Source organism: Acinetobacter sp. 778_lipA (assembly GCF_058242985.1).
In genome coordinates, this window is the sequence record NZ_JBZAYT010000001.1 from 1,277,680 (window position 1) to 1,293,998 (window position 16,319).

Annotated in this window: 15 protein-coding genes; 8 read left to right on the top strand and 7 right to left on the bottom strand. The window is 37.1% G+C overall.

The annotated features are described in order from the left end of the window. The first annotated feature begins 103 nt into the window (after positions 1-103). Together AC4CUY_RS06090 and AC4CUY_RS06095 are read left to right on the top strand one after the other, a co-directional pair. On the top strand, positions 104-934 hold the full coding sequence (locus AC4CUY_RS06090) for a PhzF family phenazine biosynthesis protein (RefSeq protein WP_483770119.1): 831 nt from the start codon (positions 104-106) through the stop codon (positions 932-934). Positions 935-1,084: 150 nt separating this feature from the next. Continuing rightward, a complete protein-coding gene (locus AC4CUY_RS06095; protein ID WP_419360364.1) occupies positions 1,085-3,859 on the top strand; it encodes a M16 family metallopeptidase in 2,775 nt (924 codons plus the stop codon). A 174-nt stretch (positions 3,860-4,033) separates the two neighbouring features. On the opposite strand, the gene AC4CUY_RS06100 is transcribed toward AC4CUY_RS06095, so the two are convergent. Next, a complete protein-coding gene (locus AC4CUY_RS06100; protein WP_004721908.1) occupies positions 4,034-4,813 on the bottom strand; it encodes a ferredoxin--NADP reductase in 780 nt (259 codons plus the stop codon). Positions 4,814-4,912: 99 nt separating this feature from the next. Here AC4CUY_RS06100 and tsaA point away from each other — a divergent pair, with 99 nt between their 5' ends. Then, complete coding sequence (gene tsaA / locus AC4CUY_RS06105) at positions 4,913-5,641, top strand: tRNA (N6-threonylcarbamoyladenosine(37)-N6)-methyltransferase TrmO (RefSeq protein ID WP_336954490.1); 729 nt, start codon at positions 4,913-4,915, stop codon at positions 5,639-5,641. Between the two features lie 91 nt (positions 5,642-5,732). Here tsaA and AC4CUY_RS06110 read toward each other — a convergent pair whose 3' ends face one another. Together AC4CUY_RS06110 and AC4CUY_RS06115 are read right to left on the bottom strand one after the other, a co-directional pair. Then, complete coding sequence (locus tag AC4CUY_RS06110) at positions 5,733-7,202, bottom strand: CYTH and CHAD domain-containing protein (protein WP_490773817.1); 1,470 nt, start codon at positions 7,200-7,202, stop codon at positions 5,733-5,735. Between the two features lie 197 nt (positions 7,203-7,399). Next, positions 7,400-8,860 (bottom strand): CYTH domain-containing protein, encoded by a 1,461-nt coding sequence (locus tag AC4CUY_RS06115; RefSeq protein ID WP_336954492.1) that lies wholly within the window; start codon positions 8,858-8,860, stop codon positions 7,400-7,402. Positions 8,861-9,170: 310 nt separating this feature from the next. On the opposite strand from AC4CUY_RS06115, the gene AC4CUY_RS06120 reads away from it, so the two are divergent. From AC4CUY_RS06120 to AC4CUY_RS06135, 4 genes are all read left to right on the top strand, one after another. After that, positions 9,171-9,554 (top strand): Mpo1-like protein, encoded by a 384-nt coding sequence (locus AC4CUY_RS06120; RefSeq protein WP_151957026.1) that lies wholly within the window; start codon positions 9,171-9,173, stop codon positions 9,552-9,554. A gap of 125 nt (positions 9,555-9,679) precedes the next feature. After that, positions 9,680-10,306 (top strand): thiamine phosphate synthase, encoded by a 627-nt coding sequence (gene thiE, locus AC4CUY_RS06125; protein WP_336954493.1) that lies wholly within the window; start codon positions 9,680-9,682, stop codon positions 10,304-10,306. Positions 10,307-10,368: 62 nt separating this feature from the next. Then, positions 10,369-11,664, top strand: coding sequence for a glutamate-1-semialdehyde 2,1-aminomutase (gene hemL / locus AC4CUY_RS06130; protein ID WP_336954494.1), 1,296 nt, complete (start codon positions 10,369-10,371; stop codon positions 11,662-11,664). Positions 11,665-11,810: 146 nt separating this feature from the next. Further along, complete coding sequence (locus AC4CUY_RS06135; protein ID WP_336954495.1) at positions 11,811-12,227, top strand: GlcG/HbpS family heme-binding protein; 417 nt, start codon at positions 11,811-11,813, stop codon at positions 12,225-12,227. Positions 12,228-12,308: 81 nt separating this feature from the next. Here the strand turns inward: AC4CUY_RS06135 and AC4CUY_RS06140 are convergent, their stop codons facing one another. From AC4CUY_RS06140 to AC4CUY_RS06150, 3 genes are all read right to left on the bottom strand, one after another. Continuing rightward, positions 12,309-13,373, bottom strand: coding sequence for an amidohydrolase family protein (locus AC4CUY_RS06140; protein WP_490773818.1), 1,065 nt, complete (start codon positions 13,371-13,373; stop codon positions 12,309-12,311). A gap of 215 nt (positions 13,374-13,588) precedes the next feature. Further along, positions 13,589-13,993 carry a DUF3144 domain-containing protein gene (locus AC4CUY_RS06145; RefSeq protein WP_336954497.1) on the bottom strand — a complete coding sequence of 135 codons (405 nt, stop codon included), beginning with the start codon at positions 13,991-13,993 and terminating at the stop codon, positions 13,589-13,591. Between the two features lie 53 nt (positions 13,994-14,046). After that, complete coding sequence (locus AC4CUY_RS06150) at positions 14,047-14,418, bottom strand: DUF3144 domain-containing protein (RefSeq protein WP_336954498.1); 372 nt, start codon at positions 14,416-14,418, stop codon at positions 14,047-14,049. Between the two features lie 88 nt (positions 14,419-14,506). Between AC4CUY_RS06150 and AC4CUY_RS06155 the strand changes: the two genes are divergently transcribed. Continuing rightward, the gene (locus AC4CUY_RS06155; RefSeq protein WP_336954499.1) at positions 14,507-15,139 is read left to right on the top strand and encodes a hypothetical protein; all 633 of its coding nucleotides are present in this window, start codon (positions 14,507-14,509) and stop codon (positions 15,137-15,139) included. 149 nt (positions 15,140-15,288) lie between these two features. On the opposite strand, the gene AC4CUY_RS06160 is transcribed toward AC4CUY_RS06155, so the two are convergent. Then, positions 15,289-16,260 (bottom strand): hypothetical protein, encoded by a 972-nt coding sequence (locus AC4CUY_RS06160; RefSeq protein WP_419360358.1) that lies wholly within the window; start codon positions 16,258-16,260, stop codon positions 15,289-15,291. Between the last annotated feature and the right edge of the window lie 59 nt (positions 16,261-16,319).

The following is a 16,319-nucleotide window of genomic DNA, read 5'->3' on the forward strand; positions in this document are numbered from 1 at the left end:
GTCAATACGATCAAGCTTCAACTGTAACCATTTTAAAACTTAGACTGTATCTGTAATCATTTTTAGTATTGCTTAGAATAGATTAAAATGAGGAGTTTTGACAATGAAAATGTACCAAGTTGATGCTTTTACACAAGAATTGTTTAAGGGCAACCCTGCTGCTGTATTGGTCTTAGATGACTGGCTGGATGATGCTCTGATGCAAAATATTGCCTTAGAAAATAATTTGGCAGAAACTGCTTTTGTCAAACGCATGGATGATGAAAATTATCAAATTCGCTGGTTTACACCACAGGTTGAAGTCGATTTTTGTGGGCATGCAACCTTAGCTTCAGCATTTGTTTTATTTAAAGACTATACCCAAGCGAAGACGATTCATTTTCATGTTAAAGATTTAGGTATTTTTATCATCCAGCAAGCTGAGGATGGAAAGATCCTGATGAATTTCCCGATTCGTCAGCCACAAAAAGTGATCGATTATCCAGCGTTATTGAATCATGTCATTGATCAGCCTTTTAAAGAAGTCTACCTCAATGCGCAAGCGTATATTTTAATTTGTGAATCTGCACAAGATGTGATTGATGCAACACCAAACTTAACCAATATCCGAAAAATTGCAGAACAGTATCATGTGAGTACCGCATTAACTGCTGAGTCTGCAGGCTATGATGTGACCATTACCGCAGCTTCAAACGATTATGATTATGTTGCTCGCTATTTTGCTCCACATAAAGGAATAGATGAAGATCCTGTAACAGGTTCAATGCATACTGGTCTAGCGCCCTTATGGGCTGAAAAGCTAGGTAAAACACAACTTATTGGTTATCAGGCATCAGCGCGCGGTGGAAAATTGTTTTGTGCTATTCAGGATAGTCAACGTATAGAAATTTCAGGCTATGCACAGTTATTTATGCAAGCTGAGATTTTTATTTAAATTGATTTTAAGATCGACATGTTCAAATCATTACAAAAGCCGTTGAAATAAACGGCTCTTTTTTCAAAACTTTACTATAAATTTTGTTCAGAATTTCTTAAGATGTTTAGCTTATAAATGTTTAAAATTTAAAAAATTCTGGATTCTCCTATGCTCATGCAGTTGAAAAAACTCACCTTGTCGCTTTGTATTCTTGGTTTTAGTGCGTCTAGTTTTGCTCAAGCCATCCTGGTTAAATCTGAACATAATATCGAAGAATATAAGCTAGAGAATGGCTTTAGAGTTTTACTTGCACCGAATGACAAAGAAAGTAAAGTCTTTATGAATACGGTTTATTTGACCGGTTCATTAAATGATCCACAAGGCAAAGGTGGTCTTGCACATTTACTTGAACATTTAGCCTTTAAAGGCACACAAGATGTAAAAGGTGAAGAATTTCAACGCCGTTTAGATCAATATACGTTAATGACCAATGCCAGTACCGATTATTATTCGACTAAATATACCAATATTGTACGCCCAGACCAAAACACCCTAAATGAAGTGATTTATTTAGAGTCACAACGTATGGACAAATTGGTGCTTCAAGAACAATTCGTTCCTTCAGAAATCAATATTGTGATGCGCGAACGCGAAGTGCGTATGGATCAGCCTTTTGCTGTGCTGATGGATCAAATGTGGAAAGCAGCCTATGGCAACAAGTCATTAGGTCGTTTACCAATTGGTGATCTTGCTGAACTACAGTCAATTAAAATGAATGAATTGAACAAATTCTATAAAGACTGGTATGCACCGAATAATGCGGTAATGGTGATTGCTGGTAAATTTGATAAAGCAGAAGTTTTAAAAGCCATTGATAAAAACTTTAGTGCGATAGCTGCACGTAAGATTCCTCAACAAGCAACAGTACCTTTACTTGATTCTTCAACCATAAAAAATCGTAATTTTGTGGTGAAAAAGGGCAGTGATCTTGCCAAATTCAATATTTATATGAATGGTAAGAATGAAAAAATTCAGCCAGTATTAGCACTTGCGCCATATTTATATACCTTACAACCGAGTGGTCATCTATATTCCAGCATGGTAGAAACTGGTGTAGCGACCAATGTTCAGTCGACAACATGGTTAGATGATGATTTTAATTTGGTGTTTATGGGGGCGATTTATGCACCAAACCATGATGCTCAAAAAATTGACAGTGCGTTGATTGCCGGTGTAGAAAAAAATAAAAGCTTTGATGATGTCGAATTAAAACGGGTTAAAAATCTAATCCAGAATGCCAACGAGAGTTTATTGACCAGTGCTGCTGCTGTTGGTGGTATGTTAAGTGATTATGTGGTGTCGTCTCATGGTAATTGGGCACAATATTTTAAAGATCAACAAGCCATTCAAAAGTTAAGCGTAGCTGAAACTAATGCAACTTTAAAAGCATTTTTAACTGAACAGCACCGTTTTAATGGTGATATTCAACCGACACCTGAAGACCAGAAAAAGGCCTTAGAGCAAAAGCAAGCTGCTGAAAAACCAAAAACTTTAGATCAACAAGCTGCTGCAGTAGAACCGTTAAAAGATGTCAGTGTTTATCAAGCGGAAGTTGCCCAATATGTTGAAAAATCGAAACAATATTTAACTGCAACAGAGAAAAAGATTCAACGTGGCACTTTAAAAAATGGGATGAAGTATGCTTTATTCCCAACCTCGACACGTGATGATAAAACCTATGCAACCATTGAGGTTAATTTTGGTACAGCTGAATCTTTAATGAATAAGGCACAAATTCTCGATTTTACGGCTTATTTATTATTACGTGCTTCTGAGCAATATAGCTTACAGAATATTGCAGATAAAACTATTGAAGCAAGTGGTGCAGCAACTGCGACGGCATCGGATAACGGGATTACTATTCAAATTTCAGCGAAAAAAGAAAAATTTGAAGAGTTCTTTAAATATATCGTGTCGGTGATGAAGAGCCCTAAGTTTGAACAATCACAATTTGATTTAATTAAATTACAAAGTTTATCTAGTTTGGATCGACCATATACTGAGCCTGAAACAGTATCCTCTTTAACCATTGCGCGCCTACTTGAAACCTATCAGCCAGGTGATTTACGTTATCATTTTGAACCAGAACTGGCTAAACAACAGATTCAAGCAGCAACCAATCAACAAGTTATTGATTTGTATAAAAAATACTTTGCAATGGACCATGCCTTTATTTCTATCACTGGGCAATATGATGCAAAACCGATCAAGAAGTTACTTGAGCAACAATTTGGAAATTGGTCAGCTAAACAACCTTATCAGCGTTTATCAACAGAATTTACCCCTTATAAAGCGCAGAAAGTGCATGCCCTTTCAGAACAACGTGAGTTTGGTAGTTATCAAGCTTTGCAGACCTTACCTGTAGGTGTAGACAATAAAGATGCCGCAGCACTGATTGTCTTTAGTTATATTTTGGGTGACTCGCAATTGTCTTCACGTTTAGGACAAGAGCTTCGTGAAAAAAATGCGTTGGTTTATGGTTTTGGTAGTCAATTAAACTTGGACTCTTTTAATGAAGCAGGTGCATTGTCGATCGAAGCCAATTACACAGCAGGAAAATCTGCTGAAGTATCGCAAGTGGTGCGTAAAGTGCTGAATGACTTATTAGCGACTGGAGTAACCAGTCAGGAGTTGGAAGCGGCTAAAGCCAATATCATGAAGCAACGTGTAACGTCTTTAGAAGATGAACGTGTGATTCATCGTATGTTAAACAGCCAGCTTGAACGCAATAAGAAAATGGATAGTCGTGCTTTAAGAGATCAAGAGTTTGCTCAACTGACCAAAGCGGATGTAGATGCTGTGATTAAGAAGTATATTAAACCTGATCAATTGGTTGAAGTGATGGCTGACCAATATGGTCAAGCTCAGAAAAATCTAAATTGATGATTTAATTACTCATTGACTTAAGGAAGCCATACATTTGTATGGCTTTCTTTTTTATAAAGATACAAGATTTATAAAAAAGAGCCGTCAAACTGTACTAATTTATATTCATTAAACTCAAAAAACCGAGGTATTGGACCTCGGTTTTCAGTTTAACGATGCTTGAAAAATAAATTATTTTTCAACAAATGCGCGTTCAATCACATAGTCGCCTAAAACACCCATTTTAGGTGATTCTTTGAGGCCGTGTTGATCAAGGAGCTCGACAACATCGTCAAGGAATGCTGGGCTACCACACAGCATTGCACGGTCAGTTTCTGGATTAAAACGTGGTAAGCCAATTTTTTCAAATAATGCACCAGATTCAATCGCAGTGGTTACACGACCTTGCGTATGGAAATCTTCACGGGTCACAGTTGGGTAGTAAACCAATTTGTCTTTAATACCTAGCTCTTCAAAAAACTCATTGTTTGGAAGTTCGTTGAGGATCAGGTCTTGGTAAGCCAATTCAGAAATAAAGCGTGTACCATGTACCACGATAACTTTCTCAAAACGTTCATAGGTTTCAGGATCGCGAATCGTTGATAAGAACGGTGCTAACCCCGTACCCGATGAAAGAAGGTATAAGTTTTTACCTGGATTCAAATCATCAAGTACCAAAGTACCTGTAGGTTTTTTTGAAATTAGAATTTCATCGCCAACTTTTACTTTTTGCAAAATAGAAGTTAAAGGACCATCAGGCACTTTAATTGAGAAAAACTCTAATTCTTCTTCGTAGTTAGCGCTTGCAATAGAATATGCTCGCATTAAAGGCTTACCATTGACTTCAAGACCAATCATCACAAATTGACCATTTTTAAAACGTAATGCAGTATCACGTGTGGTCTTAAAACTGAATAGAGTGTCATTCCAGTGGTGTACGTGAGTAATCTTTTCGACGTTGAAAGCAGCCATTAAAGGTCTCAATAAATTATCAAATTAGAACAGCCTGCTATTCTAATCTAAAATCATTCTCGATAAACTGAATATATTTAATTGAACTTATCAGAAAAAATGATTATGACTGAGTTAAGTCTCCCGATTATTGGGATTATGCGTTCTCCTTATGTTGAAAAATTTGGTATTCCTCGACAACCAAATCTGGTTCAGGTGGAGTCTTTTATCGAAATGCATGCACCCTACAACGTCTTGGAAGCATTTGAGGGAATCGAAGAGTTTAGTCATTTATGGTTGATCTGGCAGTTTCATGACAATAAAAATCAACAAGATAAAGATAAATTCCGTCCTCAAGTGAGGCCACCACGGTTAGGTGGAAATAAAAAAATCGGTGTATTTGCAACACGCAGTATGTATCGTCCTGCACCGATTGGCTTATCTGTAGTACAACTTAAAGCCGTTAAAAAAGAGGGTAATGCAGTTCGTGTATATGTGACAGGCAGCGACCTTTTAGATGGTACGCCAATTGTCGATATTAAACCTTATATTCATTATTCTGATGCTGTGGATGCGGCGCAAAGTGGTTATGCCCAGCATGAGCCTGTTCGTAAACAGGTTATTTGGTCTGAGCATGCACAGCAATTAAAAAGTAAATTTCTTCAAACAGCTGACATGGACCAAAAATATATCGCTGAACTTGAGTCGGTACTGGCTTTAGATCCTCGACCAGCTTATCAGCATGATGATGCACGTATTTATGGAATGCGTTTTGGGAAATTTAATATTAAATTTAGTTGTGTAGAAGAGGGGATCCTGATACAGGGCATTGAGTCGTTCAGTTATTGAAAACGTGATTCCATATCCTGCTTAAAACTTATGCGCTTTTGTTCGCAGTGATCGGAGCATCTCGGTTTAAAGAGCAGGAGAGTATCTACAATTACTCTAAAGTGGCTGTCTTGGCAAACTGCAGCAAATCTTGTTGTGATTTCAGCAAAAGCCGTTGCCGTTCTGCGGCAACCCAGCCCAAAGCAAACCAGACTTGGGGTTCTGTTTTGACCAATTTTTTTAACACATCTTCAGCAACAATCAGGTCATTGTAGAGACCTAAACTTTCTTGAGCAGGTTTAATGGCTTTTAAATATTTTTTGACTTGGCTTTTATCCGATAATGATGCTACAAACTCAATACTATAACGCAAACGCTTTAAGTTTTTACGAGTACGGTGCCGTGCTTCGATGTCTAAATTTAAATAGTTTTTCGCATCAGTTTGAATTTTGCGATGTAATTGCCTAACTTTTTTAAATGCTGCTTTATGTACAGCTATTTGAGATTTTTCATTTGATTCTTGGGCAATAAATTGAATCAGGGATAGGACTAAATAATTAAAATTAAAAGATCTAAACAGTTTGGTTAATTTTTGCGAATCAACATCTTGAGGTTCTGGAAGTTTAAACTTAGGTGCACCAGCCGCTTCAAGCTGAGGTAATAACTCTTCTCGAATCATATCTAAATCACGAGCCGAACCAAGTTGTCTAAATAGTTCGGTTAACTGAGTTTGCCAAGTGGGATCGATATGCAAAGACCAATTCGAAAAGGTTTTTAAAGCGCTTCTTAAGCGACGTATTGCCACACGTGCCTGATGAATATGTTTGGAATTAAAGTTTCCAGATGCAATTGCTGTACTGTTGGGGAGTAGATGAGATAGACAATTATTCACAATCTTTTTTAATGCATTCTCAGGATGATCCTTTGAATCAAGAATAAGTGGCGTTTGCAACTGTACGGGATTGTCTGGAGTATTTTGTGCAAGCTGAAAACCTTGTTGCGCTTTGCTACGGGTATCAAGCCATAAGTTATAGCGTTTCATCCGAGGTAAGATAAAAGAAATTAGATCTCGAACAGTACCTTGTTTCAGTTCAAATTCTAATTCACGTAATGCGAGATGCTGTTGATGGGCGATGATATGACCATGATCATAACTGACTTCAATTTCACTATTTTGAAATTTAAATAAACTGAGTTTTCTTTCGATGTCTGTTTGAAACTGAACTTCTAATCCGTCTTTATGTTGCTCTAATAAGCGTTTAATATTTTTAGCAATATGCTTATTACTGAGATAATTTTTTAGATCTAATCCTATTTCTGAGCTTCCGATGTTTTCCTCAAATTCTGCACGTTTGAGTCTTTGTTCTGTTGGAAGTTTGAGGGTTTGTACCCATTGCTTATTTTCTTGATCATCTTCAAGGCGTTGACGAAGCGAAATGGAATGCTCAGACAAAATAAATTGTGCCGTATCATAGTATTTGGCTTGTAAGTGCTGAATATTGGTATCTTTTCTTTGAAACGCTTTAATGAGCATTTCTTGCTTTTCTTCAGGTATTTGGAATTTCAATTCAATTTCAAACATGCTTATCGTTCCATTCTTATTACTTATTCTTTCGATTTTAATCCGATAAATTGTTTTTTTTGAGTTTTTAATGAATGATTACAAATTCGCAACGTGAATACTCACGCGACTACTATTCTTCAATTTTATGCAGTATTTAAAGAGATGATTTTATTCAATAACTTTAATCAATAAAACCATCTCTTCTTGCTGCTGATTTATTTTAAAAACTTACGGCTAACCAAGAACTGTTCTGTCGCTTCAAGCAGTTTTTCCGCATAAGCTTCTTGTTTTGCGGTAAGCCAGCCTAAGGCAAACCAATCACTGGCTTCTAGGTCGGTTTGTTGTAGGTAAGATGATGATGAAGCAAGCACTTGATATTGCTCACAAGCTTGTTGAGCATCATTTAAAGATTTCGCATATTTCTGTAAGTTCTTAACATCATAGATATTGGTTAGGATCGGAAAGCTAAATTTTAATTCATTTAAATGCTGAGCCAGCGCTTCTAAACTTTCAAGGTCAGATAGATCGGCTTCATTTAAACTTTCTTGTAACTGTCGATACTGATTTTGCAATGTATTTTGCGCAAACCATTTTAAGTCATGGGTTGGCGCTTTCGCAGACTGTCCTAAACTGAACATGAGTAATTCTAAATAGTGCTGCACATTTTGAGTTGATTTGACCAAATTGATAAGTTTTTCATTGGCATACAAAATATCCCGATCTAAACTTTGCGCCGTTTTCGGATTTTGCAGTAAAGCACCTAATGTGCGTTGCATATGTTCAAAATGCTGTAAGTTTTTAAAATGACTCTCAAACGCTGAAAGTTGATGTGACCATTTATCCGTTTTGGTATCTGTCCAATCCTTAAAAAGAGAAAGACTTAAGTGTAAATGGTGTAGGGCCGTCTGTGCTTGAATAATATGTTCAGGTTGGGCAACCTGTGCAGAAATCGCGGCAATATTTGGCAATAAATGTTGTAATTGACTGGCAATAAGCACTCGTAAATTTTTATCTGCAGTGTCTTTTTTATTTAAAATGGTTTCTTTGCTGAGCTGTGCTGGACTGACTTTTTGATCCACAGTTAATAAGTGTCCAAACTCAGCTTTGCTACGTACATCAAGCCACAAATGATACTTTTTAACCCACTCAAAACTAAAAGCTAAAAGCGATTGAATTGAGCCACTTTTTAACTCAAATTCAACCTCATGAATTTCTTGTTTTGAGGTTTCGGTTCTGACTTCACCAATATCGAGGCTGATTTCAATTTCAGCATCTTCAAACTGAATCACACGGATGGTACGTTGGATGTCGGTTTCAAATTGTAATTGGAGTTCATCAAATTTATCCCCCAATGCATTTTTTAAAACAGCAAGTGCTTCGGGTTTATTCTGGTAAATATCAATATCTAAATGTGGGGCTTCAGCAAGCTCACCTAAATCAATATTGTCTTCAAAGCGTTGTAAATGGCTTTTGGTGGCGGCTTTTAATGTTTGTACCCAACGTGTTCCTTCTAAGCGTTGACGTAGTGCAGCGCCGTGTTGGGACATCTGACGATCAGGTGTGTCGTAGTATTTTGCTTGTAATTGAATAATTTGGGATTTTTTAGGATCTAATGCTTTGAGGAGTGCATTGCGGCGGGCTTCCGGAATTTGAAACTTTAATTCAACTTCAAGCATGTGAGGGTCCTAAGTGTTAATCATGGTTATTAGATAATTAAACATTATTGAATGTTTAATCGGGCATTGTAACTTAAAATGTGTCATCAGAAGACTTGTATAGCATGCCATTTGAGTATTTTTTACCGCAATATCGTTACTCATTAAATATTTAGAATGACAAAATTTCCTATTTCGTGACTTGTATGGTCTGGGCAATACTTGAAGTCGTAAATATAGATGAATTGTCAACAGACTTGATATTGAATTTGGCTGTTATTGCAGCATAAAATAAACTAAGCTGATTAAAAATAAAACAGGATGATTGATCATGAACGCGTATGTTGAGCCTAAATCGGAATTAGAGCAAAACCCGAAGTTTGAATTACCAATTAAAAACTATTCAGAATTTTATCGTTTTTATTTAACTGAACACCGTAGCATGATGAGTCGCCGTTTGCATGCAGCTGGAAGTAGTGTCGGTATTTATTTTTTTAGCAAGGCAATTCGTCAACGTAAAGCAAAATACGTGGTCTATGGACTGCTTTCAGGCTATGCATGTGCTTGGGTGGGGCATTTTGTATTTGAGAAAAATAAGCCAGCAAGTTTTAAGCAACCATTTTATAGTTTTATTTCAGACTGGCGTATGCTTTCCGATATTGTACGTGGCAATTTAAGTTTAAAAGACCGTAGTCTAGATAAAATTGAGAGCTAATCTTGTCAGTATAGTAATAAATTAAACAAAAAAGCTTAGAGATTTCTAAGCTTTTTTGTTTTTGTCACATCTTCGCTGAGAAAACTTGCTTATAATCCATTTATTTGATTGTTTGAGAATATTGAATGCGCGGTCTTTACCTGATTACCAACGACGATCCAATCCAATTATTATTAGAAAAACTCGAAGCTGCTTTAAGCACTAAGCAAGTCGCTATTCTTCAGTATCGCCGTAAAAAAGTAGCTCAATCTGACCAAGCAAATGAAGTGAAGCAGATCAAGCAACTGTGTGAAAACTATCAGACACCATTTTTGATTAATGATGATTTAGATTTAGCTGAACAATTTAGTTTAGGTGTTCATCTTGGGCAGTCTGATGGTGAAATTTCAGATGCAGTGCAACGTTTACCACACGGTGTCATCATTGGGCGGACTTGCTTAAACTCAATTGAGTTGGCTGAAAAAGCAATCGCTGAAGGGGCAAGCTATGTGGCCTTTGGCGCAATTTATGCAACATCGACCAAACCTGAAGCAGGGAATATTGGCCTAGCGACATTACAGCAGGCATCTGAAAAGTTTGATTTACCTATTTGTGCTATTGGTGGTTTAACAGTTGAAAATTCTCAAGCTGTGATTGAGGCTGGTGCTGACCTTTGCGCTGTGATTAGTGATATATTAGCTTTATCAGTTGAAAATATTCCTGCCCGTGTCGCAGCTTGGGCACAGTTATTTGCAGAAACTGCAAAATCTTAATTTGTATCGTGATTTTTTATATCATTTTGAAATTTTAGTATTCTACAGGATTGAGTCGATTTATGAGCCTATCTCCAAAACAAGAGCAATTGTTTAAACAAGCCAGTAAACATATTCCAGGTGGAGTGAATTCTCCAGTACGAGCGTTTAATGGGGTGGGTGGTACGCCAGTATTTATCGAAAAAGCCAAAGGTGCTTATTTATACGATGTCGACGGCAAGCGCTATGTGGACTATGTGGGTTCTTGGGGGCCGATGATTTTAGGTCATGCACATCCTGATATTATCCAAGCAGTTCAAGAAGCAGCGGTTGATGGTTTAAGCTTTGGTGCACCGACGGTACATGAAACCACACTGGCTGATTTGATCTGTGAAATCATGCCATCAATTGAATTGGTCCGTATGACCAACTCAGGTACTGAAGCAACCATGACGGCTATTCGTTTGGCACGTGGTTATACAGGTCGTGACATGATTGTGAAATTTGAAGGTTGCTATCATGGACATTCAGATTCTTTATTGGTTAAAGCGGGTTCAGGCATGTTGACCATGGGTGAGCCAACATCAAAGGGTGTACCTGCTGATTTTGCCAAGCATACGGTGACCTTGCCATATAATGATATTGAAGCTGTTAAAGCTTGTTTTGCGAAATATGGTCAAGAGATTGCAGGGGTAATTGTTGAACCTGTTGCTGGAAATATGAATCTGGTTAAACCAATCACAGGTTTCTTAGAAACGATTCGTGAGCAATGTGATCAATACAAATCAGTATTTATTATTGATGAAGTGATGACAGGTTTCCGTGTAGCACTCGGTGGTGCGCAAGCATATTATAATGTAAAACCTGATTTAACGACTTTGGGTAAAATCATTGGTGCTGGATTACCAGTTGGTGCATTTGGTGGAAAACGTGAAATCATGGAATGTATCGCGCCTTTAGGCGGGGTTTACCAAGCAGGAACCTTGTCGGGTAATCCTTTGGCTATGCGAGCAGGGATCAAAATGTTTGAAACCCTTCGCCAACCTAACTTCTACAGCGATTTGTCTGCAAAATTAGATCAATTATTACAAGGTCTACAAGCGGCTGCAGATGAAGCTGGAATCCCATTCTTTACTCAACAAGCGGGTGGTTTGTTTGGTCTTTACTTTACTGATCAAACCGAAATTAGCAGTTTTGACCATATTTTAAAATGCGATATTGAAGCATTCCGTAAATTCTTCCATGGGATGTTAAATCGTGGTGTAAACCTTGCTCCATCTGCATTTGAGGCAGGCTTTATTTCAGCTGCACACAGTGATGAAGATATTCAGTTTACCATTGATATGGCTAAACAAGTCTTTGCTGAAATGCAAGCTTAAGGGGATTTAAGACCACTTCGATTGCTTGAATAAATGAGCAGAATGGACAGTCTTTTTGAATCAAGTTTGATTTAGAATAAAAGCCTGTAGTCCTTAGACTACAGGCTTTTTTTGTGATTTTAGACATTATAATTCAGGAAGAAAATATGCAAACCAAACACTATTTAACCTTATCTGATGCAGAGTTTTTATTGAATAAAGCACATCAATATGCAATTGATCATGCTTTTAATGTCAGTATTGCCATCGTTGATGAAACGGGCAATTTATTGGCAATGAAGCGTATGGACGGTACTTCTGCATTGACGTCGAATTTCTGTTTGGACAAAGCCAGATGCTCTGCATTAAGTCGTAGACCGTCAGGATCATATGAGACCCTTATCAAAAATGGTCAAATGGGATTTTTAACCATGCAGAGCGGCTCAGGGATGTTGGAAGGTGGTGAGCCTATTTTGTATCAAGGTCAGTTGGTTGGTGCAGTGGGTATTTCAGGAGTGAAATCATTTGAAGATGCTGAAATTGCACGACATGCAATTCAAGCCTTTCTTGCTCAATTTAATTAAAATTCTATACTTAAAAATTATGTGTATCAGTAAATAAGTTTGAAGAGGTGTTTAAGTAAACACCTCTTTTATCTTGTAAAATTACAAACGATAGAATTGTTTGGCATTATGGTGGAAGATATTTTCCAGTGCATTTTCATCATATTGCATCACGATATCACTAAACGCATCAATGATATTCACCAGACTGGTATTGACCCGATCCATTGGGAAATTGGAAGCGAACATCACCCGATAGGTGCCAAAACTTTCCAAAGCATGTAGAATTAGTGGTGCAACAAGATCAATGATTTGTTGCTTAGAGGCCAGTTGTTTTTTCTTATAAAATTGATGACCAAGCACTGGCATAAATAGACCAGACATTTTGGTATATACATTTGGATAAGCAGATAATTCAGCAATAGCATCTTGCCATTGATAAAAAATATTTTCACGTGCTGTTTTTGATAAGCCTGTATTTTGTCCAATTTTACCAAACAGGCCTGCTGGTGTACCAAGGTAGTCTAAAACAATTGAGGTTTCGGGGAACTTTTTTGCCAGCTCAATTACATCGGGAATTTGATGAGAATACACCCAAGCATCAAAACTCAGGTTATGTTGCGCGAGTTGTTCAAAGCCTTTTAAGAACTTTTTCTCAGTATATAGGTGTGGGAGATCCGTCCAATTATGCACACCTTTATCTTCATGAAAGGAAGCCATGCGGCGTATACCGCGCAAATGTTTAGATGCTTTTTGGTGTAACTTTAAAATCTTTTTGAAATTAGGATCGCACGGGTCCGCGGTAGCCACGATGCCACCAAGTTTTACGGTATTTTCATTAAAGGGTAAGGATTCAATAAATTCTGTTTCACCTACGACACCTTTGCCTTTCTGTTTGGCCCAACTGGCTTCAATATGCACCACTTGTTCGACCGTATATGAGCCAAGATCATGTTTATAGTCTTGTGGTAAATAGGGTCGGGTAATGTGTTCCGTTAGTCCAACCGTTTCAATCAAATCTTTAGCTTTGACTAAACGAACCATTTTATCAAGTAGGAATGGATGCTTGCCCAAAAGCTTTACCGCAAATGCTGCTGCATGAGGGGTGTTGTAGGGATCCCATTGGTGAATATGCGGGTCAATGATTGGAAAATTCAAATCTTGCATATAACGTCCAAATTGTTATTTATTATCAAAATACAATACATGAATTTTATAAAAGATGAATATTGTCGCTTGGTAAAATTTATGAAGTAAAGCCATTGGAAGGAGTCAGTTGATTTATTGTTTTGGGGTGACTGCCAAAACTGTTATAAAAAATAGCCTCATTAATGAGGCTATTTTATCAATGCTTAGATCAATCTAAGATGATTTAACTTACATTAGTGTTGATGATCATGGTCATCATGATCATGTTTGTGGGTATGAAAATCTTCGTTTTTACGGAAGCGGAGATAATTTTCAAACTGTTCACAATACTCATCATAGTTGTCTTCAAGCATCATTTGGAATTGTTGCAATATATAAGACATGACTTGTTCTTTGGCATCACGCATTTCATCACCATCTTTAAAGGTGTTTGCAGCAACCCAAGTATTAAAACGTGCAGTAGCGAAGAGCATTGCTGAGCTGACTTGTCCACGAAGTTCTTCTGGCTTAGGTTGCTGTCCTTTCGCTGGGCGGCAAAACTCATTGGCTTGTTTGATGAACTCATCCGCACGCTCAAAAAAAACAGCATTTAAGGCTTCTTCTTCGGTGACATCAGTAGCATCGATTTTTTGAGACATGACTTTTCCACATAGCGTATTTCATTGGTGCGCTATTATAGGCAATCCACAGGTTAAACGAAACGCTTTACTTCCTCTGTATCTGAATTTGAAAAATAGCTGTCAAAATTTTCTTGATATTCATCAAGATGATCTTCAAGCATGAGTTTAAATTGTTCCACGTAATAGTCTAAAATGACTTGGCGATCTGTTTTAAAATCTGGCGCTTGCTGGTAGGCGCATGCTGCATGCCAAATGCTATAACGGGCATTGGCATACATAAATGACGCACTGATCTTTCCCGGGTGTGCTGTCAAGTGAGACACTTGATGATTTTGATCTGCAAATTGATTGGCAAGTGCGATAAATTCATCCGCGCGCTCATAAAAATATTCGTCAGCTTCAACTTCTTCAGATTCTTCAAAAAAATCATTATTTTCGGACATTATCATTCCTTTTCATAGACTTGTTTCATTGATATAACTATAGCATACTCAAATAGCCTAAGCTTAAAAAATACTCAAGGAGTAGATAATGCAAGATGCGATTGCCATACAAAGCTTGAAAAGTGATATTGCATTATTACGTCAAAATATTTGGCCACCTGTAAACTTGAGCAATGTTGAAGGTTTGCCTATTTATTATGGGACACAATCGGAAGTAGATACCTACTATAAACAGTGGCTTGGTTTGGTTGAAAGGGCACAAATGTTGTATCAACCTTTTATGGATGATGAGGTTTTAGATGTTGCTCAATTACCTAGCCATTTAAATTTACCTTTGTTTTTCTTTCATGTAGATCGGATTCGGATTAATAAAACCCGTGCCAAAGAATCAAAGACTTTTCGTGGAATTGCTGCATTGGTAGAGAAATGTGGGCAATTTGAACCCAGCCAAATTAAAAATATGTCACAGTGGTTAAACAGTGATGATACCGCAGCCTTGGTTGCACATCGTGAGTTCATTGATTTAAGAACCTATATTTTTCAGTTTGGACAAAGTGAATATACGAGAACACGATTTTATGTGAATGGTTTAGTGCTGAGCACTGAAAAAGATTTTGAATTGGTGGATGCCCGCGATAAGCCGCGCAAGTCAAGAAATGATAGCTATGCTGATCCTTTAGCGGATAACAATCTCTGGAAAGTATTTGGCAAATATCGTTAGACTGTTGTGAAATAGAAGGTTGTAGATTTTGTTAAACCTGCTGTGATTTTTAACTTTGTTATTTTTCTAGCTACAAATTGAAACGAGTAAATTATTTTAAACACTGACTAAAAATAAGATTTAGTCAGTGTTATATAAAAGAATATCTTTTATTTTACAGCATCAATTGCAGCACTTGCTGTTTTGTTAAATAGCGTACATTCTGACTTTAAGCCATTTAGATAAGCTTCTTGTAACTGAGCATTTATACTGTTTTTACCAAACTCAGCAACAGCGTCTTGATAATCTCGTTCATATTGCTTAATTTTGTTTGAAAGTATGTCATATTCACCTGCAGTATAATAGTTTGCTGGGTAATAGTCAGAGCCGATTTTAGCTACAGCATCAACCGATGTATTCAGTTGCATGTCTCGGGATAAATCTAAGTTGAACTTTCCTAGCACCGTTGAAATATAACCGTCTTTAAAATATTTTGATGGGTCGTAATTATTCAGACGATAGCCTGAATAAAGATCAGCGAAGCTTATATTTGTTGAAGAGGAAATAGATCGTAAACATGTTGATCCAGACGGGAATGTTTTGCCTTTAAGTTTTTGCACATAATATGAAGAATAAGTGCCAACTATTGAGCTAAGCGCAATATTTGAGCCAGCATAATGCTCAAATCCATCGATATATGGACTAATTGCTTTGCCTGTTAAGTTGACTGTTTCAAATTTTTCAGTTAATTCTAATTGGTTATAGTTACGTGATGAATAAGGTGTAAATGTCCAAACTGTCGCTGTTTGCGATTTCAGCGTTGCATATTGATAGCCAAAATCAGTTTTACTTTTAGGCGCATCATAGAGTCCATCTGTTGCTAGATAATCACTTAAAAGATCAGATGAAAGGAACTGTGTTGAACCATCAACGTTATATTCACCATTGATGTACATTTGCTTATTGTTAAAACTAAACTTTACTTTAGTAAAGAGGTTAATGTCTTGGGTTGAAGCGCCAGTTTCATATCCAAACCATTCAGACTCATTGTTTGTTGTATAATCCCCAGCATCTGAATCACCTCCACATGCGGTTAAAAATAATGAAGAAATGATGGTAAAAGACAGTAATTTAATTTTCATGAATTATTCCAAATTATAAAATATTAAAATTTATGAGTATAAAAATTCTCGCTGTCATC